The 25,351-nt window shown below is 50.1% G+C and carries 15 protein-coding genes and 2 pseudogenes; 8 read left to right on the top strand and 9 right to left on the bottom strand.

Annotated features, from left to right (window positions below):
* The first annotated feature begins 303 nt into the window (after positions 1–303).
* Positions 304–3,186 carry an FxSxx-COOH system tetratricopeptide repeat protein gene (fxsT, locus tag EPA93_RS45740; RefSeq protein ID WP_129893951.1) on the top strand — a complete coding sequence of 961 codons (2,883 nt, stop codon included), beginning with the start codon at positions 304–306 and terminating at the stop codon, positions 3,184–3,186.
* Positions 3,187–3,658: 472 nt separating this feature from the next.
* Here the strand turns inward: fxsT and ppsA are convergent, their stop codons facing one another.
* From ppsA to EPA93_RS45755, 3 genes are all read right to left on the bottom strand, one after another.
* Positions 3,659–6,304 (bottom strand): phosphoenolpyruvate synthase, encoded by a 2,646-nt coding sequence (ppsA, locus tag EPA93_RS45745; RefSeq protein ID WP_129893952.1) that lies wholly within the window; start codon positions 6,302–6,304, stop codon positions 3,659–3,661.
* 20 nt (positions 6,305–6,324) lie between these two features.
* Positions 6,325–7,095: a TetR/AcrR family transcriptional regulator gene (locus tag EPA93_RS45750; protein ID WP_129893953.1), complete on the bottom strand. Its 771-nt coding sequence runs from the start codon at positions 7,093–7,095 to the stop codon at positions 6,325–6,327.
* A 481-nt stretch (positions 7,096–7,576) separates the two neighbouring features.
* Positions 7,577–7,948 carry a VOC family protein gene (locus EPA93_RS45755; protein ID WP_129893954.1) on the bottom strand — a complete coding sequence of 124 codons (372 nt, stop codon included), beginning with the start codon at positions 7,946–7,948 and terminating at the stop codon, positions 7,577–7,579.
* A gap of 419 nt (positions 7,949–8,367) precedes the next feature.
* Here EPA93_RS45755 and EPA93_RS45760 point away from each other — a divergent pair, with 419 nt between their 5' ends.
* Entirely contained in the window at positions 8,368–8,844 is a 477-nt protein-coding gene (locus tag EPA93_RS45760) for a hypothetical protein (protein ID WP_129893955.1), read from the top strand.
* Positions 8,845–9,448: 604 nt separating this feature from the next.
* Here EPA93_RS45760 and EPA93_RS45765 read toward each other — a convergent pair.
* Both EPA93_RS45765 and EPA93_RS45770 read right to left on the bottom strand, forming a co-directional pair.
* On the bottom strand, positions 9,449–9,655 hold the full coding sequence (locus EPA93_RS45765) for a hypothetical protein (RefSeq protein ID WP_129893956.1): 207 nt from the start codon (positions 9,653–9,655) through the stop codon (positions 9,449–9,451).
* A gap of 237 nt (positions 9,656–9,892) precedes the next feature.
* Positions 9,893–13,117, bottom strand: coding sequence for a DUF6788 family protein (locus EPA93_RS45770; RefSeq protein WP_129893957.1), 3,225 nt, complete (start codon positions 13,115–13,117; stop codon positions 9,893–9,895).
* A gap of 301 nt (positions 13,118–13,418) precedes the next feature.
* On the opposite strand from EPA93_RS45770, the gene EPA93_RS45775 reads away from it, so the two are divergent.
* From EPA93_RS45775 to EPA93_RS45795, 5 genes and pseudogenes are all read left to right on the top strand, one after another.
* Positions 13,419–13,634: a hypothetical protein gene (locus tag EPA93_RS45775; protein WP_129893958.1), complete on the top strand. Its 216-nt coding sequence runs from the start codon at positions 13,419–13,421 to the stop codon at positions 13,632–13,634.
* Between the two features lie 46 nt (positions 13,635–13,680).
* Positions 13,681–14,270 (top strand): annotated as a pseudogene (locus EPA93_RS45780) (dihydrofolate reductase family protein).
* 150 nt (positions 14,271–14,420) lie between these two features.
* Positions 14,421–14,858 carry a hypothetical protein gene (locus EPA93_RS45785; RefSeq protein ID WP_129893959.1) on the top strand — a complete coding sequence of 146 codons (438 nt, stop codon included), beginning with the start codon at positions 14,421–14,423 and terminating at the stop codon, positions 14,856–14,858.
* A gap of 113 nt (positions 14,859–14,971) precedes the next feature.
* A complete protein-coding gene (locus EPA93_RS45790) occupies positions 14,972–15,538 on the top strand; it encodes a dihydrofolate reductase family protein (RefSeq protein WP_129893960.1) in 567 nt (188 codons plus the stop codon).
* A 282-nt stretch (positions 15,539–15,820) separates the two neighbouring features.
* A pseudogene (locus EPA93_RS45795) lies at positions 15,821–18,934 on the top strand (Tn3 family transposase).
* 89 nt (positions 18,935–19,023) lie between these two features.
* Here EPA93_RS45795 and EPA93_RS45800 read toward each other — a convergent pair.
* The 3 genes from EPA93_RS45800 to EPA93_RS45810 form a co-directional block, all read right to left on the bottom strand.
* Entirely contained in the window at positions 19,024–19,383 is a 360-nt protein-coding gene (locus EPA93_RS45800; RefSeq protein WP_129893961.1) for a cupin domain-containing protein, read from the bottom strand.
* 164 nt (positions 19,384–19,547) lie between these two features.
* Positions 19,548–20,543 (bottom strand): class I SAM-dependent methyltransferase, encoded by a 996-nt coding sequence (locus tag EPA93_RS45805; protein ID WP_129893962.1) that lies wholly within the window; start codon positions 20,541–20,543, stop codon positions 19,548–19,550.
* Between the two features lie 45 nt (positions 20,544–20,588).
* Positions 20,589–21,794 (bottom strand): pyridoxal phosphate-dependent aminotransferase, encoded by a 1,206-nt coding sequence (locus tag EPA93_RS45810; RefSeq protein WP_129893963.1) that lies wholly within the window; start codon positions 21,792–21,794, stop codon positions 20,589–20,591.
* 518 nt (positions 21,795–22,312) lie between these two features.
* On the opposite strand from EPA93_RS45810, the gene EPA93_RS45815 reads away from it, so the two are divergent.
* Entirely contained in the window at positions 22,313–23,671 is a 1,359-nt protein-coding gene (locus EPA93_RS45815; RefSeq protein ID WP_129893964.1) for an FAD-dependent oxidoreductase, read from the top strand.
* Positions 23,672–23,815: 144 nt separating this feature from the next.
* Here the strand turns inward: EPA93_RS45815 and EPA93_RS45820 are convergent, their stop codons facing one another.
* Positions 23,816–24,712: a dihydrodipicolinate synthase family protein gene (locus tag EPA93_RS45820; protein ID WP_129893965.1), complete on the bottom strand. Its 897-nt coding sequence runs from the start codon at positions 24,710–24,712 to the stop codon at positions 23,816–23,818.
* Positions 24,713–25,351 lie beyond the last annotated feature (639 nt).

Here is a 25,351-nt window from a genome sequence, read left to right on the forward strand (position 1 = left end):
TTGACCGTCATACACTTCGGCTGTGGATTCGTTATGCTCATCTACATCATAAAGTAGGAGATTCACGAATTAGCCGTGAATTTTTCACCGCTCCCCTGTATACTAGAAGATAGAAATGTTGTTGAGAAAGGTAGGTCTCAACAATCTCTAGTACTGGTAGTTAGACTACCTAAGTTTTGCCCTAATAGATCCTGCTGGCAAACCCTGATGACTCACTTAGGCAGTGCGGTTCTCTAGAAGAGTTGATCAGCGAAGGAGGGATTCTATTTTTCTTGCACCAATTTGCATAGAGAGGAGCAAGCTATGACAGGTGTAAGGCGCCTTCAGGGCAATTTTGGCTCAGTTCTGATGCGCTTTCGCAAGCGAGCAGGTATGACGCAAAAGCAATTAGCGCAGCGGCTTAGCATGCATGCAAATACGATTTCTTCGTGGGAACTAGGTTCCTATTTGCCCGAGAGCCGAGGGCTGGTACTGGAACTGGCCTGGCATCTCTCTCTTGATGAGGAAGAGACGCGAGAACTTCTAGAAGCAAGTTTGGCCGGATTGGCTCCTTATTGGGGGATTCCTCTGCGGCGCAATCCATTCTTTACGGGACGCGAAGCGGTACTGGAGACCATGCACGCGTACCTGGTCCCTGATCAAGCGGGAGGGCTGATCAGATCATGTGCCATCCATGGCCTGGGAGGAATTGGTAAAACACAGACAGCTCTGGAATACGCCTATCGGTACGCGTTCTCTTATAGCGCCCTCCTCTGGATCGCTGCAGAAACTAATGAAAGTATTATCGCTAGCCTGCTATACATTGCTGACCTGCTCCAACTTCCAGGACGGGGGGAAGCTGATCAGCACCGAATAGTGACAGCTGTGCATCGTTGGCTGAGCAGCCACAAAGAGTGGTTGTTAATTTGTGATAATGTTGAAGATTTTGAGCTCTTGTTTCGCTTTTTGCCTCCAACTTATCAGGGTGCGATTCTTCTCACCACCCGAAATCCTGTGCTAGGCACGCTTGCGCGCAAAATTGAACTAATGTCAATGTCGCAAGAGGAAGGCATGCTATTTTTGTTGCGCCGTAGTGGTGTCCTTCCTACTGAAGCGACTAACTCACAGATGCACAATCTTGCCGAATACTGCACAAATGTATATACCACGACCTGCGAACTGGTTAGGATGATGGAGGGGTTACCCCTGGCTCTCGATCAGGCCGGGGCCTATATTGATGAAACGGGATGCAGTCTCATGGATTACCAACAGTGTTATGAGAAGCGGCGTAAGCAGTTACTCTCGCAACGTGGCACTCCAACAGGGGATCATCCTCGATCTGTTGTGGCTACTCTCCTGCTGGCCTTCCGGCGAATCAGACAGCGCAGCCCTGTAGCTTTTGATTTCTTATGTTGTTGTGCATTTTTGTCCCCTAAAGCCATTCCTGAGGAACTATTTAAGTCTAGCGTCACTTCTCTGGGAGAGACGCTTGATCTTGTTGCAGCTGATCCTTGCCAACTCGACCAGGCTATAGCTATCTTACGAAGCTTATCTCTGGTGCAGCGCTTCCCCGAGACACAAACTATTTCTCTTCATAATCTTGTACAGGTAGTCCTGCGTGAGGAGCTGAGCGAGCAAGAGCAAATGATGTGGAAGAAGAGAATTATCGCAGCACTAAATGCTATTTACCCTGAACCAACCCACTGCGATTGGAAGCAATGCGAACGCCTCTTACCGCATGTGCTATTGTATGCCACAGCTATGTCGGATCACTTGGAAGATCTGGAACTGGCAAATGTGTTATGGAAAACTGCCGCTTATCTACTCATCCGTGTGCAATATGAACAAGCCCAGGCATTATATCAAAGAGCCTTACATATCCGAGAGCAAGCCTTAGGACCTCACCATCCATTGGTAGCCTTCCCACTCAATGGGCTTGCCCTCCTCTTCTCTGAACAAGGGAAGAACGAGCAGGGTGAGGCATTATGCCAGCGGGCTTTACATATCCGAGAGCAAGCCTTAGGACCTCACCATCCATTGGTGGCTCAAACCCTCAACAACCTGGCAATACTCTACAAGAACCAGGGGAAATATGAACAAGCGGAGCGCGCGTGCCTACGTGCATTGTACATTATAGAACAAGCAGGAGAAGATAAAAACCCCGATATAGCCAACACACTCAATAATCTGGCGATCCTTTACTTCAGGCAGGGAAAATATGCACAGGCCGAGCCCCTGTACCTGCGTGCTTTACAGATCTGGGAGCAGGCACTAGGGCCTGAACATCCCCAGATAGTCGCCCCGCTCTCTAACCTGACGAACCTCTATAGGGAGCAGAGAAAATATGAAAAGGCCCAAAATGTATGCCAGCGAGCATTAGACATTGTTGAACAGGCCTGGGGCCCGCAGCATCCCATCCTGGCCATTCCGCTCGCCAACATGGCGAGTGTTTATAGAGAGCAAGGGAAGTATGAGCAGGCTCATGCGCTCTATCAGCGTGTATTGGATATATCGGAGCAAGCTTTGGGACCTGAGCATCCCAATCTGGCCGAGCCACTTACCGACCAGGCAAATATCTACAGAGAGCAAGGGAAGTATGAGCAGGCATATGCGCTCTATCAGCGAGCTTTGCAGATCAGGGAAGAACATCTGGGACAGCGCCATCCCGAAACTGCGCAAACACTATATGATCTGGCATTATTGTATGAGAAGCAAGGACATCATAAGCAGGCCCGGTCGCTGTTCCAACGTACTTATACGATCTTCGAACAATGTTTAGGCAAAGGTCATCCCGAAACTGTAAAAGCAAGAGCTGATTATCAACGATCGTTTGCAAGGAAGAGAAGTACTACGAGGATTATGAATGACCAACTGCATACACAAGAGGAAGAAGCTTGGCAAGCAATCCTGCCCCCGCTTAAGATATCTCGTGGCCCCTGCTCTAGAAAAACTGCGGGCGAAGAAGCTGATCCACTTACAGCATTCTTCACTGCTTGCTGTGAACTACACCCTCAGGCCAGGTGCCGAGCTAGCGACCTCTGGCGAGCTTATGAAGAATGGGTGAAGGATCATCAAGAACGTTTTCCTCTCTCCCGCCGAGCCTTTAGCAGACAGCTGCAAATTCATGGGCTTCAAGCTGAACGCACCAATCGCGAGCGACTCTGGAGAGGCATTGAGTTATTAAAGGAAGTTCGTGACATGAAGTGACGCGATAGAAGCATTGGCCTGTCAGTGTGATCCTGGCGTTATCTAGACTTTACGCTAGCCCTGTTAATGACTTCATGAAGCAGTTCCCTTTGGTAGGAGAGACCACGACATTTCAGTTGATTCGTAACGTGCTACGATTGCTGATAGTGAGCGGCTTCACGTTGCTGGGCTTGTGTGTAGGATCTGTAGCGCTAGGTAGTATGGCGCATACTGCCATTGCTAACACCGCACTATGCGCGTGCACCTTGCCTTGTCCACGCAGTTGAGCAGGGAGAGCCGCCAGGGCAGCCCTCAGAGAACCAGGAGCTGGATCACGTCTGTCTTGCCTGGTAAAATATTACACCCTCGAATATTCCGTGCCAGCAAAATCGTGGCTCAAGGTTAACCTGGAACGTTCATAGCCGAGATCAACAGCATGTAGACATTTCAGTATGTGAAATTTTTGCTCTTGATAAAACTCCTTTATCTCTATTCATAAATCACTCCCGTCCTGGAGGATTTCTACATACCCTTCCGTTCCATTGACCCGAATTCTTTGCCCATTTTTTATCAGCCTGGTAGCGTTTTCCACGCCTACAACTGCAGACAGGCCGTACTCTCTGGCAACTACAGCGCCGTGGGTCATCATTCCGCCCACTTCCGTCACTAAGCCCTTTATGGAGAGAAAAACCGGTGTCCAACTAGGGTCGGTATATGTGGTGACAAGAATTTCATCTTCCTCTAGATTGTCGGCATCCTCCATATTTAAAATGACCCGAGCCCGCCCTTCGACAGTGCCAGATGAAACAGGTATGCCCGCCAAAGCATCTTTCGGGATGTTAGCGGTATCGTATTCGCCGGATAGAACCTCGCCCTCGGAGGTCATCACGCGCGGAGGCGTCAACTTCTCATAGATCTCATATTCCTTTTTTCGCTGCGTTATGAGGCTGTAATCAAGTTGGTTTGTACGAACGGCCTCCCGGAGTTCCTCAAAAGTGAGAAAATAGATATCCTCCTTCTCCCGGATAACGCCTTGCTGCACGAGTTTGATGGCCTCCTTCAGTAGAGCCTGCTTGATGATCCAGTAATGCCAAACCATCAAGTACTTCGGGTATTCTCGATAGCCAATAAAATTGCGCAAACGGCTAATCATCTTTTTGGTCTTGTTCGCCTTGTGTTTTCCATCGGGCAACTGTTCCAAACGGTTGAGGAGATCCTGCTCCTTCTGCTGCGCTTCCAGCAGACCCTGCTCAAATAGGGCATTATGGGTACCCGGGGCAACGCTTTTGATGGTGCTAAGAATTATGGGGGCCAGCGTGCTCGGCTGTTCGCTCCACCGAGGCCTTGTGATATCGATCTCGCCGGCACAACGCATGCCATATTTTTCAAGATACGCCTGTATGGAGTGGCTGACAGCATCGCCACCTTCCAGTCTAGCAAGATCTGCAAAAAACGTCTCGTCATTGGCGTGTTGCAGATACTCCATCACCGCTGGATAGGGCCTAACGGCGTCGGCAACATCCAACAGGTCCAGCCCCATTTCAGATGTCACGTTGTTGGCTACTGATTGGGTAAGTGAATCTGCGGCACTCTTTTCACCCAGCCACTTTTTCATGTTCTTGTTCAGCCAGGTTGCTACATAAGTCCCAACGTAAATTGTGCCCATGTTGCGTGGATCATACATGGCATCTTTTAATTGCATATGCGCCTGGAGAATAAAGGCAAATAGTTCGTCGCCAGACAGGTTTGCCATCCTTTGCTGCCGATCTCTCATAGATGCCTTATTCTGAGACATGAGCTTTTGAACGATGGTTGCGTCGTTTTTGCGGTATATCTTGATGGCCTGGATGGGTAGTGCCCATGAGAAATATCCTGCACCCATATCAAAGGCTCTTTTCCCGTGCGACAATGTTTTCATAAAAGCTTTTCGCTTCATTAAGCCCTTGAGCGCGTTGTACATGAGTGGGTCGATTTTGCCCAGAGCGAAGAGGGCTATCCATCGCCCAAGGGGAGAAGCCAAATCTGGCGCCAAATCGAAGAACAACCTTCCGCCGATTTGAAAGAGGGGAGTTCCCTCGAAGCCGAATTGAAAAAAAGATATCCCCAATGGTTTCATGGCATCTGTCATCATCTGTTGATGGCTAAAAGACACATACACATGGCTTTTCCCATTCTGAACGTCCGGTAGGGGATAAAGGGTGGTGATGGGACGGCTCTGTACGATAGAGAAGGTATCGTCAGCCTGACACCATTCAATATCCTGGGGGCGGCCGAAATATGCCTCGATACTTCTTCCCATATGTTCAAGCTGTAAAATCTGTCTATCTGTCAGTGTTTGCATATTCTGGCGTCCGGCCTCGATCCTCTTCTCCTCAGTTCCCCCTTCTTTTAAGGCGTAGATTGCCAGCTTCTTATTTGATATCTTCTTGTCAACGATTCTGCCGTCGCGTACCTTATAGATATCTGCATTAACTAGACCGGAGACCAGCGCTTCACCGAGCCCACAGCTTGCATCGATGGATGTAACCTTCCTGTTGGAAGTGATGGGATCGGCAGTGAACATGATCCCCGCAGCCTGAGGGAAGACCATTCGCTGGATGACCACAGACAGAAGGACCTTGCGGTGATCGAAGCCATTTTGAATGCGATAGGTTACGGCACGGTCGGTAAAGAGCGAGGCCCAGCACTTGCTGATATGCTGCAAGATGGCATCTTTTCCGATAATATTTAAATAGGTATCTTGCTGCCCGGCAAATGAGGCTGTTGGAAGATCCTCCGCGGTAGCACTGGAACGTACGGCATACGCATTGTGTTCACCAAGTTGTTCAAGATGACTGGTAATCTCATTATCGATACGCTTCGGGATAGCTATCCCTTCGATGAGCTTGCGGATTTTTGCGCTGATTCCACTAATGCCTTCCCGGTTGTCTCCTTTTAGGAGGGACAACTGATCAAGCAATAAATGAATCTCTTCATTATTACCGACGATTGCTTTATACGCTTTGGTGGTAATACAAAAACCCTCAGGTACTCGTATCCCCTCAATCCTGGAGAGTTCTCCAAGGTTCGCGCCTTTACCTCCAACGTGCGCAAGCTTTGTTTTATCGATTTCCCGAAAACCAAGTACATATGCATTCATGTATGTTTCCCTTTCAATTTTTACAAGGTCTTCCCAGGATCGGCAAACGGCGAGGCATCTCCTTCGTCATGAGCTTTCTCTCTTCTTTTGTTCAATGCAGCGGTCAATTGCGCCTGCATCTCTTCGGCTTGTCTGCGCATTAACGCTTTTCCTGCTTCGAGGTTCGCCCCCGCTTGCGGCGCGAGCAAGAGCTCGCAGAACTCGGCAACCGTTTCTACCAGCTCTGCAAAAGATGGCCGATCCTGCCTGTTGGAGTCATCGGGCGCTACCCTCTTATGAGAAGAGAGGGCAACAAGGATGGAAGGAGCCAGAGCATCCAGGATGAAGGCAATTGCTCTCGTGTTGATGTCCTGACGAACAACCCCAGCTGCTTGCATTACCTGGAGAAAATCACGTGTTGGGCCGGGATCAGGCGGCCAATAGGCAAAGATATTGCCTGGTCTTGAGAGATATTTGCCAAACGTCTGCTCGTCCCTGATATACATTGCAGTCATCAATGGTAACTGCTTGAGGACAACGAGTAGACTCCGATAGACGCTGCCGACCGAACCTCCCAAAGGATCGCTATCGAGATAGTGATTCCACATTTTCAGATAGATGTTCATTTCCCGGAGGAGCACAGCTTCTACCAAAGCATCCTTTGATGGGAACAACAGATAGACCAGCTTGCGGTTTAAACCCACGGCATCGGCAACATCGCTCATCGTCAATTTATTGTATCCATGTCGAAGCAGCAGATCAGCGGTCACATCTAGGATGGTCCGTTCGCGTTCTTTCTCATCAACACCCATAACTTCTCACTTTCACAAATATTGTTTATTTGTGAATAAATTATAGACTCCCATTTGTTAGAGGTCAAGATTTCTAGGGGCGGAGTGAAGGTTGTTGCCACCAGAGGGCAAAGTAATTACTGAGGTGGAAGGTAGGAGTTGCTGAGATGCTGAGCCATGTGGAGCATACCCCAAATTTTTAAAGAGACATAGGTTGCGCGGAAGTACAGGTAAAGGGCGTAAATAGTGAATCCTTATCAGCACGAAATGTGGGATTTTTGCATAGAGAGTGAGCAACTCAACTATTGAAAGCTGCTCGACTCACTTTTGGCGCGTATCATCTCGCGCCATTTTTGTGTGTTAGGCGGATCTGGCGCTTCAAGAAATTGGCTTGTGAACAAGCACACTCTTGCGCTTCTTCCCAGAAAGCAGAGGTATTTCTCCTTATTTGTAAACTCAGGCCACGAATGTTGCGGCGAATCTTCCAATGGTTGAGCCTATTCTAGCTTCGTTCCGGATCATAGACGAGTTCGTAGAGGTTGCCATCGGGGCCTCGAAAGTGTTGCCAGGCATAACCATCGGGCCTATCATCGTGCACTGGCCCTATCAGTTCGATTCCCGCTTGCACCAACTCCTGGCTCGCCTGATAAATATCCTCGACCAGGAAACCACAGGCGATGGAATCGGGCGCAAAATGTTGGTTAGTTTCATCTGGGCTGAAGATCTCGACCTTATCTCCGCTTGGGAGTTGAAAAAGCGTGAAATCGTGCCCGCGATATGTCAATGGCAAATCCATAACGTTTTGCAGGAACAGCTCTACCTCAGCAAACTTCTCTGTTTTGATCCCCATCCATACAAGCGCCTTTACCTTCATAATTGCTCATCTCCTCCTTCCTTTCCTTTGCCTTCGGCGGCTGACAACAGCCAGCAGCCCATGCATCATTGAGATTATAGGTTCTGAGACCTCTCTGCGCGTCGTCCGAGAAGGCAAACCTTGCGCAAAAGTCTGCTGGTCATTTTTCTAGAGGGCTAAACTTCCCCTCATTAACTGTGTTCGGAATAACTTTTGATTTCTGTATCTCAACGATAGTAAGGCGGCAAGATTTCATTGAACTCTACCATTTTTCCAGCTCTGTATACTCCTTAATAGAAGCAGGTATGCAATAACTTGCTCGAAAAAGCCTCCAAAGGGCAAGAACGGCGCTGTTATCTGGTACTTCTTCCAGAAACATAGCAAGCCCGCAAAAAAAGGAACCAGATTCGCGACTATTCATTTATAAAAGGAGTCTCTAGATGAAACGTTTACTACCATTTGCGCTGCTAACCTTTTCTATTTTGGGAGCAGTTCTGTTCACTATGAGCCAGATGAGCCAGGGCAGTTTAGCACATGCCAGTTCCAACAAAAATCTGGCCCCAGTCTACGAGCATAATCAAGCTCACTTCTTTGGCAATCCGAACCACAAAACTGGAGACCGCATAGAATTCGCTAACCAGGTTTACGATGCCAACAACGAAAATGTCATTGGCTCTTCTGATGGTGAGTGTTTCTTTGCCAGCGAGACCGTCTTTCAATGTGACTGGACACTGATGTTGCCTGATGGCAATATTGTCATTTCAGGAGCGCAAAACGATCAGCAGGCCAATACAGTTTATGCGATAGTTGGCGGAACAGGAGCCTACTCCCATATCCAGGGCGAGGTTACTCTAACTTCAATCGGGAAGATAACTAACGGCGAGGCTCCCCAGTACAAATATACTTTCCACCTCTAGCAGCCGTAAAGGCATAAAGGGAGAATAGTGGAATTCTAAGAACTGGCTCCATCCTGGTGAAAGCAGAGCAGCAAGAAAGGCATGGCGCTTCATTCTCTGCACAGACAAAGGTGCGCCATCCTGGCTAGAGAAGTTCATCATTCATCAGAAGGAGCCAGAACTATTCTGGGAGCTGCATTTGGAGAAATCCTGATGGTTGCATAACAAGGAACATCGCTGAGCAGGTGCCAGCTTTCACCAGACTCTAAGTTTTGTTCGGCGCAACAATCTTTTTCGGGCCGGGGTATCGCGGCAAACTGAAGCCCCAGCTTTGCCCTCAGTTTGCCTCATCCTCGTTTTTTGTACACGATACTGCATGTAGTTGGTATCAGGGATATGGCAAGGATTCCTTCCCAGGATAGCCATATGAGCCGCTCAAGTCATAAAAACTGCTTTTGCATTCTATCTCAACCATTTCTGGATTTGCCCATAGTTGGAACAGCAAGCGGAAGAGGAATCTCGCCCGAAGATGCCATCTCTCTCACAAGGCAATGGAGGTGTCTATTCTCAGGAATAGACTCTCTCTTTGCACTTTTTGGTCAAACCGTCTTAGGCGGCAAACAGATCAAACAAGGAAGTAGGTGGAACGCCTGAAAGGATTTGGTACGGAGAGATGAAAGCTTTGCCCCATCATAGCCAGCAGCGGCTGAACATAGTAGAGATTGGCGACAGAGAGCGCACAGACTACCGCCATCAGCCAGACCAGCCGACGGTCCAGCGGTGCAGCGCTATCCTGTACAGTGCCGTCAGCCTCTACAGATGCCTGTTGCACATATTCGTTGCTCAATGGAGAAGACCTTTCTAGCGGGGCGGAATCCATCAACGCAGTGACCGGGATTGGAGTATAACCGGTGAACAGCCGTCGCTTGCATTGCTGCAAAAGAGTTCATTACACGATTCTTTCCAGTATACTCTACCTGGCCCTGGAGGCACCTGTCAAAGCTCCAGCATCACGGGGGGCGCGTCATGTTTTTGCACAGCGGGCGACCCACAGGGATCGCCCGCTGTGCTAGAGAAGTTGGGCGCGTGTCACCACCGAAATGGCCTCGGCACGTCGGCTCACTCCCAACTTGCGATAAATACTGCCCACCTGGGTCTTTACCGTGTTGAGGGAGACAACGAGGGTCTCTGCAATCTCAGCGTAGGTGCGTCCAGCGACGAGCAGGTGTAGCACTTTGCGTTCCTGGAGAGAGAGGGGCTCCATCAAAAGGGCATTTTCTTCAGCCTGAGGAGCGTAGGACAGGCGCTTTTGCTGATGGTCTGAGGGCGCGTCTATGGAGGGAACGGGACGAGGCATCCGCCGCTCCTCCTGATCGAAGATTGCGAGCAGTCGTGAAACGTAGGATCTGGAAAAGGCCCCCACCGTCGTCGCATCTGCTCCCTCACGTGGAGCGGTAGAGAGCAGCGTTTGCAGGACCTGTTTTAGTACAGGGCCAGCATCCAAGTACACACGGATATATCCCTCCGGCTCTGTCAACGCGAGCAGGCGTACAGCAGCGTGCGCTGCTTGCTCTTTCTCCCCACTCTGGTGGAGGGCCACTACGTACAGGCCCAGGAACTCAATAGCGAGAAACCTCCTACCTGGATGGTCAAGATGCTCTTTGAAGTGTTGCAACATCTGGACAGCCTCTGAATACTGTCGGAGCGCGAGCAGGACGCGTACCCACACCAGGAACTCTGACTTGCGTGATGGGTTCCACGCGTCGGTGGCGAAGGCGGCCTGTGCGGCCCACTGCGAGGCCAGGGAGTAGTTCTTCTGCGCCAGCCACCATTGGATACGAAGAGTACTTACCCAGGGAGCATAGTAGGTGTATTTCTCCTGCTGAATCAGCGCCTCTCCCTTCTGCAGGGCCTCATCGGCACCCGAGAGGTCTCCCCTGGCTAGCGCGATCTGTGCTGAATAGACTTGCTCTATGATCGGGAGATCCATCTGCTGCCATTGCTGCGCGATGTGTCTTAAACAGCTCACCTCTTCCGCTGCCTCCTCAAGCTTATTCCACGCGTAGTAGACGTTGAAGAGGGTGTGATGTAGATATCCTTCTATGTGTGTATGTCCATTGCTCTGCTTTATGAGCGTCAGCGCCTGTCGACATTCCTGCTCAGCCTGGCGCAGTTGCCCGGCCTGGATAGACGCCATAGCCAGCCAGAGCATCACACGTACCGTCGCCAGGAAATCACCTTCCTGAGTCGCCTGCTGCTTGATCTCGCGAAGACGTGGGAGTAGAGAGGCTCCGTCCCCCTCGGCTGAGATGATCACCCAGAAGGAGATAGAGTGCGAAATCATATTCCAGATTACCTCCTCGTCCTGAGGGAGCTTCTCTGTTTCTTGAGCAAGTAGCTGCTGATGCTCTATGTCATCATGTTTGACGAGTACTTTCAACTCGATTAATGCCCGCAGCAGGCGCATACGCCGTTCAATTAATGCCGCCTCTGCCTCTGTGATCCCCGACTCCGGTTTTCTATGCAGTCCTGCCTCCATACGAGTAAGTGTCCGTTCTACCTGGGCCTGGGTTCTGGCATATACCGCTTCGGTGCTCTCGTGGGCAACGTTGAGCAAACGTAGCTCGGTATTGAGAGTCAGGCGTGCATGTTTCCAGAGGATCGCATCTGGCAACTCCTGTAGCCAGTTGTGGACAATTTGCGCCTCACCGCGCAGCCAGAAGCGTCGGGCTTCTCTTTCCAAAAGAAGGGCCACGTATGGGTAATCAGATGCGGCTATTGCATGGACAATGGCCTCCCGCATCTCACCTTGAGCCTCGTACCAGCGTGCAGCACGTTGGTGTAGCCCCGGAACCAGTTCAGGCTGGCTCACGTGCAAACGAGTGCGCAGGGCCTCGCGAAAGAGATCATGGTAGCGATACCACTGCTGCTTCGCGTCCAGTGGCACGACAAAGAGGTTGGCTCTCTCCAGTTCCTCCAGCATCTTCTGGCTTGCAAGTTCACCCGACCCGGAGGTCACTGCCTGGCATAAGGCCGCATTCATGCGCGTTAAGATCGATGTTTGGAGCAAAAAGTGCTGGAGCGGAAGCGGCAATCGTGCGAGAATATCCTGCTGTACATAGTCCAGTACAAAGCGGTGGGAGCCCGTAAAGTCCTGGATAAAGGTATTGAGATCATCCCGTTTGTGCAAAGAGAGCGCCGCCAGTTGCAGGCCCGCGACCCATCCCTCTGTTCGTTGTTGCAGGATCGCCACGGTTTCTTCTGAAAGAGAGAGGCCCATCCTTTGCAGGAGAAAGGAGGCCGTCTCCTGCTCGGTAAAGCGGAGATCTCCCTCGCGTATCTCGACCATCTGCGAACGGACACGCAATCGGGAAAGGGGAAGTTCGGGATCAGTACGTGTTGAGAGCACCAGGTGCAGAGTGTCTGGCAGATGATCAAGCAAGAAGATCAGTGACTCGTGGATAGCCAGATCCTCGATTACATGGTAGTCATCCAGGATAAGGACCATATCTCTGTCCACCTTTACCAACTCATTGAGCAGGAGTGCAAGGATGGCCGAGAGTGGAGGCGAATCCTGGGAGTGCAGCAGCTCCAGCGCCTCCCGCCCAATTGTGGGCAGACAGGTACGCAGGGCGGCGATGACTGAGGCCCAAAAGCGGGGCGGCTCATTGTCCAGCGCGTCCAGGGAAAGCCAGGCAAGGGAGGCTTCTTCCCCCTCGTCTGCCCGTCGCGCACAATCAGCATCCCATGCCGCAAGCAACGTGGTCTTCCCGCTACCAGCCGAGGCTGAGATCAACGTCAAACGATACAGGGAGACGGTATTCAGATCACGGAGCAAGCGAGGCCGCTCTACCAGACCTGGCGGTAGTCGGGGGACAGAGAGCTTGGTAGAGAGTAACACCTCCGATGGCAGAGGAGGCGCGATTGGCGCCTGTGCAGGAGGGACAGGTGAAGGGCGAGCTCCGGCTTCAACTCCGGCTCTTAATATACGGGCCTCTTCTTCTAAACGAGCGGTAGTGACTCTGGCTGTGCGCCCGAGATAGCGCTTGTGGGTGCGCCTACCAACTGTATGATAGGCATACCAGTATGCTCCTCCCCTGGAACGGTTCTCTTGATAGACATTGAGGTCGCCACATCTCCCATGAAAGGTAAAGGAGGAGACCGAGCCAAGCCAGCTCTGCCATGCAGCATCATCTGCTGGATGAAAATGCTGCATGGTTTGCTCTCCTGTAGTGAGCTTATAATAATCCTGCTCCGCCGACCAGGTGAGGACGTGAAGAGGCAATCTGGGCATCTGCTTCGCTCCATGTCTTTCTTGTTCTTCCCAATGATACACCGTACCTCCCAACATTGTAGGAGTATATCACACACCGAGCAGGACGCAAAAGGGCGCTCCTGCTGGATCGCGAAGAGACCGGCGCATGCAAACCACCGGCGGAATACCCGGCGCGAAACCGACATCTATTGCGCGCCTTCAGGCAAATCATCAATCACCTGTCTTTCACGAACACAGGTGATGTTACTTGCGCGGCTGCTGGCTATACTCGTAGCAGTAGAGAACATCCAACACACCTGTACGAGAGGGGAGACAACAGATGTACGTTTCAATTCGCATCAAAGGGCATCTGGATCTATCGTGGCAGGAGTGGCTAGAGGGATTACAGATCAAGCATGAGAGAGACGGTACATCATTGCTGATCGGAACCCTCAGGGATCAGTCAGCACTTCATGGAGTGCTCAAAAAGATTGGTCATTTGAGCTTACCCCTGCTCTCGCTCGAAAGCAGCGAGAGGCCACAAAACGAGGGCTGAAGCCCTCTAAACCGGACAAGCAATAACATTGAGAGGAGAAAATCACATGAACAAAGTTATCAGCGGCCCTACGATGTCATTAGATGCTTTCGTTGCCGGACCCAACCAGAGTTTTGAAAATCCCTTTGGGGACATCGATGAAAAGATCCTCCATGGCTGGATAGTTGAGGAACCAGAAAAACACCAGGCTGCGTTTACGGATGCAGGTGCGTTCATTCTAGGCAGCAACATGTATGGCCCAAAGGAAAAGCGAGAGAGTCCTGACTGGAAGGGCTGGTGGGGAGACAATCCCGTCTACCATGCACCGGTCTTTGTGCTGTCTCATAAGAAACGAGACCCTATTGTCATGGAGGGAGGCACCACCTACTTCTTCATTGCAGACGGCATTGAAGCAGCCCTCGCTGCCGCAAAGGAAGCGGCTGGACAGAGAGATGTTGCGGTCATGGGCGGCGCCAATACGATCAATCAATACTTAGCAGCCGGGCTTCTTGATGAGCTATGGCTCACATCGTGCCTGTCACCATGGGGCAGGGAGCACGTCTCTTTGAGAACGTTCCGGGTCTGCAACTTGAACCTCTTGAAATAAGCGGGACCCCATTGGTTACTCATATCAGGTATCGTGTCATCAAGAAATAACCCCGCATCTCGCGGATGTTCGGGTTAACCCGCACGCTGATCTGGGACTCCAGGCCCAGGAAAGAGCAAGATTGGAGAAGTTTTTGTGAATCCATGGCTTCATACGGTTTGTACTGGCAGCTTCTAAGCTTGAAAGGAGAGACAAAAGATATGAGTCAAGTCGACGAAAGAAAGAGACCAGGAATCTTGCGAATAGGAATCATAGTGCTCACCGTGTATACAGCAGCGTACCACCTCTATCTGAGCATCGCTCTCTTCGGGATGCTCTCGACAGGGGCACCTCCTCCTGAAGGCGCTACCTCGGAAGGGTTGTGGATGTTTGCCATCCTGTTCCTGCTCAACTGCATTGGCTACCTGTTCCTGGTCTACGCGCTCTATCAGCGCCGGTTTCAGCGGTTTCACCGTCTCACACGCTGGCTGCTTATTGGATATACAGCACTGACGATTCTGCTGTGGTATCTCATGGCAAGCAGTGTGGCAAGCCTGCCGGACTATAGCGATAAGGCTGCGGAAGCCTTGCTGATCGTTCTCCTGCTCATAGAGGGCTGGCAGGCTCGGCAGTCACATTCCCTCGTCTCAGCTCTGTAGAGAAGTGATAGGAGCTTATCAAGCAGATATGGAGGAAAGCATGCGAAAGATCGTATGCAAGAGATGTCTAGTGAGAAGTTTCACCAGCGCAAGTCGAGAACAGAGGAGGTCAAATGTCTAGATCAGTGCTTTATATGTCGATGTCCCTCGACGGCTACATCGCCGGTCCCAACGATACACCGGACAACCCGGGCGGCGACGGCTTCATGCGATTGCATGAGTGGTACGGGGAGAACTTTCATCCGAAAGGGCCAGCCGGAGAAGTGGTAGACGAAGAGAACGCTTACGGGGCGATCGTGGCGGGTCGGCGGACCGTGGAGCAGGTCGATCACTGGGGCGGAGAGCGTAACGGTGTCCGCATCTTCGTGGTCAGCCATCGCCCCCCCGGTCCTTCGGTGGCCAACTATCCGTTAGTGACGTATGTGACTGATATCGTCAGCGCGATGGCACAGGCTAAGGCCGAAGCCCTGGAGCGCAACGTGCTGGTACATGGTGCTTATACGGCCCAACGGGCACTCGAAGCCGGGGTGCTGGACGAATTGCAGATCCATTTGATCCCAGTGCTCTTCGGCGATGGCCGACGGCTCTTCGACGTGTTGCCGTCACGCGTCGAGTTAGAGATCGTCAGGGTGGTCGATACGCCGCAGGCCACACACATCCGCTACCGCGTCCGGAGCTAACGCCGGTCGAGAGCGACCACATGGCGCGTGGTTGGTCGGGTGAGCCTCCCGGATCGAGAGCGTGTGAGAAGTCGCGACTTCTCGGATTCAGAAGCTTTGGTTTCTTGAGCTCAATGTCCCAAGAAATCAACGTTTTCTGGACAGCAGCTTTGCATACCCTGATGGTCCTAGAGCGGCGTGCCTTGCGTGGTTGCTCAGGCTGCTTCTCCGTTTGGATAGGCATATTTGCCCGCCTCTATGGGTCAGCCTCATAGAAATTTCTGGTGGGCAGGAGATGCGCCTATGACGGCGATTGAACGAACCGCCTATCCTCGCTTCAAGCAGATCCTCTCGGCCAAAGATCTCGCAGAAGTCTATACGCCCACGCCTCAAGAACGCTTGATGGCTCATCGCTCTACCAAAGGTCGTGTTGCCGAAGTCGGGTTTCTTATCCTGCTCAAAACGTATCAACGCCTGGGGCGCTTTGTGCCCCTGAGTGAAGTCCCTTCCTCCATCATTGAGCATATTGCCAAGCCTTTTGAGCCTCAACTCCACGTTTGCGACCTGGACACCTATGACACAAGTGGAACGCGACAACGGCATATCCTGCTCATTCGGGCCTTACAGAAACTCAAACCCTATGGCCCTGACGCACGCACCTGCTTCCTCAAGGCCATGGTAGAAGCAGGTAAAACCAAAGAGGACCTCGCCGATCTCATGAATGTGGCTCTGGATGAGCTGGCCAAGAATCGTTTTGAGTTACCGCCCTTCGCGCTGCTCGACAAGGCAGCCCATCATGTGCGAGCGGTGACCACACGAGGGTTATATCGCCGCGTGTATCAGGCCATACCTGAAGACGCACGAGTCTCTCTTGATGCCCTGTTTACAGTCCAGCCAGGTCAACACCTCTCTCCCTGGGAATTACTCAAGCAGGAACCTGCCAGCCCCACCCTGACCCATATGCGTCTGCTCATTGACCACTTATTTGCTGTCTCTGAACAACGCAAGCTGCTTCCAGCGAACATCTTTGCAGGCGTTGCAGAAGGGAAGGTCAAGCAGTTTGCGACAGAAGCACGGGCTCTCGATGCCACCGAGATGAAAGACCTGGAACCCTACAAGCGGCTGACTCTAGCGGCAGCATTCCTCCTGATGCAATCTGCAGGAGCGTTAGATGATCTGGCTGAAATGTTTATCAAACGGATACTGGCTATCCATCAAAAAGGGAAAGATGCGCTTCTCCAGTACCGCGCCAATCATCAGAGCCGCACAGATGCCCTGGTGCTGACCTTGCGCGATCTGGTGGTAGCCTATGGAAAAGAGGGGACCACTGATGAGCGCCTGGCGGCAATGGCGTCGGTCATTGGCGGCAAAGAGAGCGAGGTCCTGCAGTCGTGTGAAGAACACCTCGCTCACATGGGCAATAACTATCAACAGTTTCTCTGGCCCTTTTACAAAAATCATCGGGCGCAGCTCTTCCGTCTCCTCTCCGTGATGCAACTCTGCTCCAGTAGTCAGGATAAAAGCATGGAAGAGGTCGTGTGCTTTCTCAAAGCGCATGAAAACAGCAAAGGAGATTGGCTTGTCACGGCGACAGTCCAAAATCCTGATACCCCTGAAGAGCAGCGCCTCCCACTGGTCGATCTGGCCTTCGCCTCGGATGCCTGGTGGAAATTTATGACCGGGCACAGCAAACATAGCGCCTGCCCGGACAAAGTCCTTCGACGGCATTTCGAGATCACCGTGTTCTCCCAAATCCTGTGGGATCTCAAATCGGGGGATCTCTACGTTGAGGGGAGCGACCAGTATTCTGACTACCGTGAAGAGCTCATTTCCTGGGAGGAGTATGCACAGCAGGTTGGTGCTTATGGGACGCTGGTTGGCTTGCCCATCAGTGGGCAAGCATTCGTCAACAACTTGCGCGACTGGCTCCATGCCAGGATCAAGCAAACAGATGATGCCTTTCCTTCAAACGAGTATCTGCGCTTTGAAAAAGGGGAATTGATCCTGCGTCCAATGGAGAAGCAGGCCGATCCCGAGGGACTTTCCGCCCTGGAGCAATTCCTGGCAGAACGTCTCAAGCCGATCTCTTTGCTGGATGTTCTCACCCAGACGGAACAATGGCTCAACTGGTCGCGCTTTTTCGGCCCCCTCTCCGGCCATGCTGCCAAGCTGGAGGATGCGGTGGCCCGCTATGTTGCCCTCACGTTTTGTTATGGCTGTAATCTCGGTCCATCTCAAACTGCCCGGTCACTGACAGGAGTAGAGCGTCGTGATCTCTCCTGGGTCAATCAGCATCATGTCACCGAAGAGAAACTGGATGAGGCGATCCGCTGTGTCACGGAGGCATATAATCGGTTCCATTTGCCCAAGTATTGGGGAACAGGAAAACGCGCCTCTGCCGGTGGAACCAAGTGGGAGATGTATGAACAGAACTTGCTTGCAGAATATCATATTAGGTATGGTGAATACGGTGGCATTGGGTATTACCATGTGTCGGATACGTACATTGCCTTGTTTAGCCGCTTCATTCCGTGTGGTGTGCATGAGGGGGCATACATTTTGGATATGTTTGAAAAAGAGCAAGTCTCCATTCGGCCAGAGACAGTGCATGGTGACACCCACGCACAGAGTACGACGATCTTTGGGCTGGCTCATTTGCTGGGCATCTCACTCATGCCAAGGATGAAGAATTGGAAAGACCTGACACTCTTTCGTCCTGACCCAGATATCCATTACGCACACCTCGACAGTCTCTTCTCCGACGCCATTGATTGGGACCTCATTGCCACCCATTTGCCCGATATGATTCGGGTTGTGCTGTCCATCAAAGCTGGGAAGATTGCCCCCTCCACAATCTTACGCAAATTGGGAGCCTATAGCCGAAAAAACAAACTCTATCAAGCCTTTCAGGAGTTGGGGTGAGTGATCCGCACGCACTTTCTGATGCAATACCTCGCTGATCCTGAGTTGCGCTCCACTATCCAGTCCGCCACGAACAAGAGTGAGGCGTTTAATGGTTTCGCCAAGTGGGCGTTTTTTGGAGGAGAGGGTGTGATCACACACAATCGCCGAATAGAGCAAAGAAAGTGCGTGAAGTTCAATCACCTGGTCGCGAATTGCCTGATTTTCTACAATGTTCATGTCATCAGCGAGGCATTACAGAAACTGAATCAAGAGGGAGCCGAACTCGGCGAACGGGTGGTCGCGGCTCTTTCTCCCTCTATTCGTCAGCACATTAATCGTTTTGGTCGCTATCACCTCGACTTGACACAACCACCACCACCTCTCAATTACGACATCCGGGTCGTTACCTCGAAAAAGAAATCGGCTGGTTTTGTGGCTTCCGAAACCCAGAAAAAGGCGAAGGCCAAGTCGAAAAAGAAAAAATCGGCTCGTCAAATGAAGCTCTTCTCGTAGGTAATAGCAAAGATAGAATGTAGAAGCTGCTTCTACGAATTGAACGGCTCATATGGCTGTCCTGGGAACGAATCCTTGCCATATCCCTATCAGGGTCCTGCTAGGGGTTCTTCAAGGTACTCTATAATGAATTTTGGGCTGAGATGGATGTCTATCTGCTTAAGTGGTCCATTGCCGGAATTGATAAATTTGTGAGGCGTGCCCTGCGGCACAATTACAATGTGGCCAGCCTCTGCCACAAGCGTAGTTGAGTTAATCGTAAAGGTGACCTGACCTTCCTGTACGACAAAGACCTCTTCGTACGGATGTTTATGCAGTTCTGGGCCAGTCCCCGGTGGCATGTCAAGCCAGAGAAATGTAATGTTGGTATCTCCATATTGGTAGCCCTGGAACAGATAGCTGTTCCTTTCATAGGGAAGCTCGTCCCTATGAAGGATGATGCAGTTCATCTTCGTCTCCTCTTAATAAGAAGTTTGCCTGGGCAAAAAAGGAAGGGCGCTTTTCGCTTCATCGAAGTTGCATATGAGCCTTTTAATGTTGGGATTTGCACATTCGCCTCACTCTCTATAAGGAAAAGCAAAAGGTACAGAGTTAGAAGCGCTAACGAGGTCGATCAGACACGTAGGAGATAGAGATACGTATAGGGCGTACCAAAGTCAGCACATATCTCAATCGTCAAGCCGGCCCTGGCAAACATTGCGTCGTACTCGGCCTTGGTGGGTAAGCACACATCCATATAGGAGTGCAGCAATTCATAACCAACGGAGAAAATTGGTAGTTCGCTTAACTCTTCGGTTGATGGCATCTTTACCGTGTCTGCAAACAGGAAATGTTTTACTCCTGGAAAGGCCTCACGTAAATGATCAAACAGCCTTGGCCAGACGCTGGGGATGTTATAGAGGTCATGCAACATCATAAAGCTGCTCACGAGGTCGACACCGGCCAGTACTTCTTTGTATCTATCCGTCTTGATGGTTTCCAGGACATTCGTACAGATCATCTCCAGGCGATCTTCAAGATTATTTTGCTTGACATTATCTTCGGCAAGTTTGATCGCGTCTGCACTGATATCAATACCAACTCCTTTGATATGTGGATAGCGCTGGCAGAAAGAAATCAGGCGTCCTCCATTACCACAGCCAAAGTCAGCAATCTTGTGGAAAGAGAGATGATCAAGCACCTCAAACAAGATATGTTCCATAAACGAATGATGGTTCATGTCGGCCCCAAGAGCTACCATGCCTTCGTTGCGAAGAGGCTTCCAGGTTTCCTTACCTCTCGTTAGGCTGCCCAAATTGCGCAATAAATCTCCGTATCCTCCAACTGACCAGGTGAAGTAGCCTAATTGGCCATGGAGTACTTCGCCCATCGTGGAGAGCGAAACGGAGCCATCAGTATGAGATGAGATATAGCCGAGTTCTTGACAAGCTTTCAGTAAAGCTTGTAGCCGAGGAAGATCACTGCCAGTGCGAACGGCAATCTCGTGTGGCTTTAGTTTGCTGTTCGGTGTCAATACTGAAAACAAGCCGATCTGCTGTAAAGCATATGCAACGTTAGCCCCAACATACCCGTTGAACAGTTCATCAGGATGAATCGGTTTAATACTCACCGTGTGTTTTCCTTTCTTCTTCTCTTTTTGCGCAAATGTGTAATTCTATCTATCAATGAAGGCGCAAATTTCCTCAATTCCACGAGCGATATCCTCTGTTGGCGCTGTTAATGAGATGCGCACATACTTTGAGGTAACCTGGCCAAAACTTGTTCCTGGCGCGACTAAGACATTCCGTTCGCGCAAGAGATCATAGGCGAAATCTCTGGAATAAGCATGCAGACCTCCGGGAGGAGTAATATCTATCAGCAGGTAGAAGCTTCCACCAGGGGTGTAGGCATAGTGGTTAGTACGCTGAAGAATGCTAAGAGCGAGATCCCTATGAGCGCGATACATAGCTAGCATCTCATCTACATATGCTTGTGGACCAGTTAAGGCAGCCGCAGCGGCTCGCTGGACGATTTTGCTGATGTTGGTGTAATCAGAGTCGAGAACATGAGTGACAGTTTTGATAATTTCTTTACTTGCCACAATATACCCAACGCGCCATCCTGTCATCGCATATGTTTTAGAAAAGCTGTAAACGCAAAGAACATTTCCGGCCTCAAATTCTTTCGGCGTTAGGAAAGTAGCTGGACTGACATGTTTGCCATCGAACACAATTTCGTCATAGCATTCGTCGGAGAGAAGGTAAAGGTCATAGCGAAGCGCAAAGTTAAGCAAGTCTGCGATAAGGTTCTGTGGAAATACTATACCTGTTGGGTTAGCTGGAGTATTCATAATGAGCATGCGCGTACGCGGGTTTACCAGGCTTTCTAATTGTCCAATGTCAGGAAGCCATCCATGCTGGGGAGACAGGGAGTAACGCACTGGTATACCACCAGAGCAGGTGATTTGTGCATTATACTGCGGCCAGCCCGGATCTGGTATTAATACTTCGTCGCCCTCTTCTAAGATCGCGTTTAGCGCGGTCTGGATAGCTCCCGTCCCTCCCATTGTAATAGCTGTATTATCCACGGTTATGTCGTAGCTATTTACACGTTTAATTTTTTCAGCAATAAGCTCTTTTAGCCATGGCCAGCCTGCCGCTGGTCCATAGGTAATCTCTTCATGCTGAATTGCTTTAATCGCGGCACCACTAATATGCTCAGGTGTTTGAAAGTGTGGTTCTCCAAGCGATAGGGCAATGGGTGTGGGAAGAGGTTTCTCTCCTCGTTCTTGCGCTAGCTGTAAGTGTTGAGCATACATATTCATGAGGCGAAGATCGTTAGAAGGCATTTGATAAATATTTGGCGTTCCGCACTTCACCATACGAGACTCCTCCTAATAATAAGAATATTTCAGGCAGGTAACACGCGCTTCCATACCCATGTTCGTCCGAATAGGAGAAATCTTGATATCATTATGGATGACGCTCACTCAAGAGTTATATCCTCGTTTCCATGGCCCAAATCTGTAGAGATGTATCGACTATTAATGCACTAAAAATATGCTATATGTTAAAGGCCTCAAGAAATCTCCTTTCCAGACGAATAGAGTTATGAAAGCGCGTGCCACCTTCCGGAATATGGGGTAAAACAGCTGCGCACATTGAACTAATCTATAGTGCATTTACTCATAGTATTCTTGAGAATTGCTGATGATCTTTATTAATTATCGTCGCTTAGTCGAATACTGTAAAACAAGATGGTAAGTGCGTAGGAGGCCTTGATTCTCAGACTTCTATCCGGGATGAAAACCTGGCTCTTTTCGATGTCGAGGGCTTTTTGGTTCAATAGCATCTCGCTCAATCCGCAGGGAGCTTTCACCCTTTCAAAAGGAGCAAAGATATGGCAGGACAAGAAAAGGTCATAATTATTGGTGCAGGACTCGTTGGAACTTTGCTTGCGCTCTATTTGGCGAGAAGAGGGTACGATGTTGAGGTCTACGAAAAACGTTCCATGATTGATGAGCGGATCGCACCAACAGGAAAACCCTCGGTGAACATTACGATCTCTCAGAGAGGCTTTCGGGCGCTCGATAAACTCGGTCTTGGAGAGGCCATTCGTCGCGTTGCCGTCCCTCTCTTTGGGAGAACGCTTCATCTCCTTGATAACAGGGAGTTGATAGTTCTTCCCTATGGGAATAGGCAAGAGGCTCTCTATTCTCTTGCTCGGCAACACCTCAATGCACTTCTCTTTAATGTTGCATCCAAACAACGTGAGATCCGTTTTTCTTTTGATGAGAAATGTGTTGACATCGATGTTGCCGCTCCAGTGGTCATGTTGCAGAATGCGAAAACAGGGGTAATAACAAGAAAAAGCGCTAGCGTGATTTTCGGCGCTGATGGGGCGTTTTCTGCTATTCGTTCTCAGCTTCACAAAAAGAAGCACCTTTGCTTCTCACAGCGCTTTATGTATGATGGATATAAAAGCCTTACTGTCCCAAACACCGTAGCTGAAGGGTGGACGAAGGAGAAAAATACGCTTCATGTCTGGCCACGCGGGCATTACATGCTCCTTGGTTTTCCAAACCGTGACCGAAGCTTTACCCTCTTTCTGCAGCTCCCTTTTCAGGGGGAACCGTCATTTGAAACGATTCGCAATGCCCACGATTTACATCAACTACTTACTGTCGCCTTTCCAGATGTGCTTCCATATATCCCGACCTATGTAGAAGAGTATTTCCGCACTTCTCCCAATACAATGGTCACGGTTGATACGGCTCCATGGGTAGTTCATGGAAGGGTAGCACTCATTGGCGACGCAGCTCATGCAATTGTTCCCCATTATGGTCAAGGCGCGAACGCTGGATTTGAAGATTGTCTCATTCTTGATGAATGTATCCAGGCGCACGGTACGAATTGGCCGAAGATCTTAGCTCACTACGAACGCTTAAGGAAACCAAACACCGATGCGATGGCTACTTTGGCGTTGGAGCATGCAGTGACGTTACGAGAGAGAACCAAAGAATCACTCTTCAGGATACAAAACGAGATTGAGCGAAAGATTGATAGGATGTATCCAGAAAGACCGGTGTCTTTGCACTCACTTCTATCCTTTACAAACGAAGCCTATGTTGATGCAATCCATATATATAATAAAAACAAACATATCATAGACAGAATTATGGGAATAAAGAATATCGAGGAAGAATGGGCAAAGAAAGAGGTAGAAATGCTTATTCATAGGCTCGTTCGTGAGGCATAATGTGGGGCTTCAGTTGGCCGGGATACCCGGGCACATCAGAGCCTGGGACAACCCAGCCGGCCCAAATTTGCTGCTTTCTAAAGCTCGCTCGTTCCTCGTGCTTTTCTTACCCTCTAGTAGCTAGAAGAGATACATTGCTCCTGATTACTCGCTCACGAAACCAGCTTTGCTGAGAGCTTGTTTTATCAGGGCAATTTCTCCGTCATTGGCTGGCAGGTATGGTCGACGAGGAAAGCCACCATTATGCCCTCGTAAACGCATAGCAGCCTTTAACCAGGCTACAAAGCGCCCCTGCTCTTCAAGAAATACCAGCAGAGGGCGTACTTGACGATAATACTGCAGGGCCTCCTCGTAATTGTGGGAAGTTGTGAGGCGATAGAGGGTAATCATTACTTCGGGGAGAACATTTGCCGTACCACTAAACATCCCCCGGGAACCCATGCGCAAACTTTCCAGCACAATACTATTTCCACCGCTGAGCACAGTAATCTGATTTTGTGTGGCTTGGAGCATACGCTGGACATGGCTGATATCAGCAGTTCCTTCTTTGATATAGCGAATGGTAGGAAGTTCACTCAAGCGAGCTACTAGTTCGGGTGACAGGCTCGCTCTCGTCTTGCTCCGCCAGTTATACAATATCATGGGTAAGGGAGTTGCCCCAGCCACATCGTGATAATAGTGAAAAATTTCTTCTTCGCTAAATTCGTAGCCGGAATAATGAGGAGGAAAGACCAGAAGGGCATCGAGTCCGCATGCCTGGGCTGCCTTTGCCGTATGAATAGCTTCTCGCGTGCTGCGACCGCCAACGCCACCAACAACAGGTATACGTCCTTGAGTGTGTTCCACGGCAAGCTTATAGACGCTCATAAGTTCCTCAAAAGACAGCGCCTCGAACTCACCAGTACTACCACCGACTGCAAGAGCATGGATGCCTTGTTCAAGCAGATAATCGATATGCTCAGTTAACAGATGTGGCTCTAACGCGCCGGTGTGTGAGAATGGCGTAATAAGTGCGGCGATAACGCCTTTTAATTCTTTCATCTACTTCTCCTCAGAAGATAACCGCTTCACAATTGCCGAATTTCCTTCCAGACCCAAAACTTCCAGATCACGGGGCTGAAAGTGTTCTTCCTCAATGACCTCTTGTTCTCATCACGAGTGCGTATGCACGGCAAAGCGCGCTCTAGTTTGGGTGAGGCGAGAGGTCTTCCCTCACTGTCCTCAAGCCAATCTCGAAGCAAGCAGGTCAATACTGGCAATGCTCTTTGTTTCTCGTGTCGATAATATGAGTATACATATTTATTAATAATATTATTTTATATATAAACATAGACATAATACTCAATATAGTTCTTGCGAGATATTTCCCTCCAAGGCTTGATTGGCTTGTTTTACAATAAATTATCTTGGCGCAAGTTATGCTTTTTTCTCATGGTCGATTAATCAAGAAACAGCGCCGGAGAAGCCCAAACCTTCTTAATAGGTTGAGTCTGATGAAGAGAACATGCTTTCTCCAGCGTGTTGGGAACATCAAATTAGCAAGTCTACTCCTTGCTTCGACCCCTTTGTCGAGTGGATCTGTGAATGTATTGCTGGGTAAGAAGAGGAACTGGATACTACGTGAGATCCTTGCCAGCAAACTAGCTGTAAGTTGTTCCCGATTGCACGCGATCTATTAAG

It is taken from the genome of Ktedonosporobacter rubrisoli, from assembly GCF_004208415.1.
Taxonomy (GTDB): Bacteria; Chloroflexota; Ktedonobacteria; order Ktedonobacterales; family Ktedonobacteraceae; genus Ktedonosporobacter; species Ktedonosporobacter rubrisoli.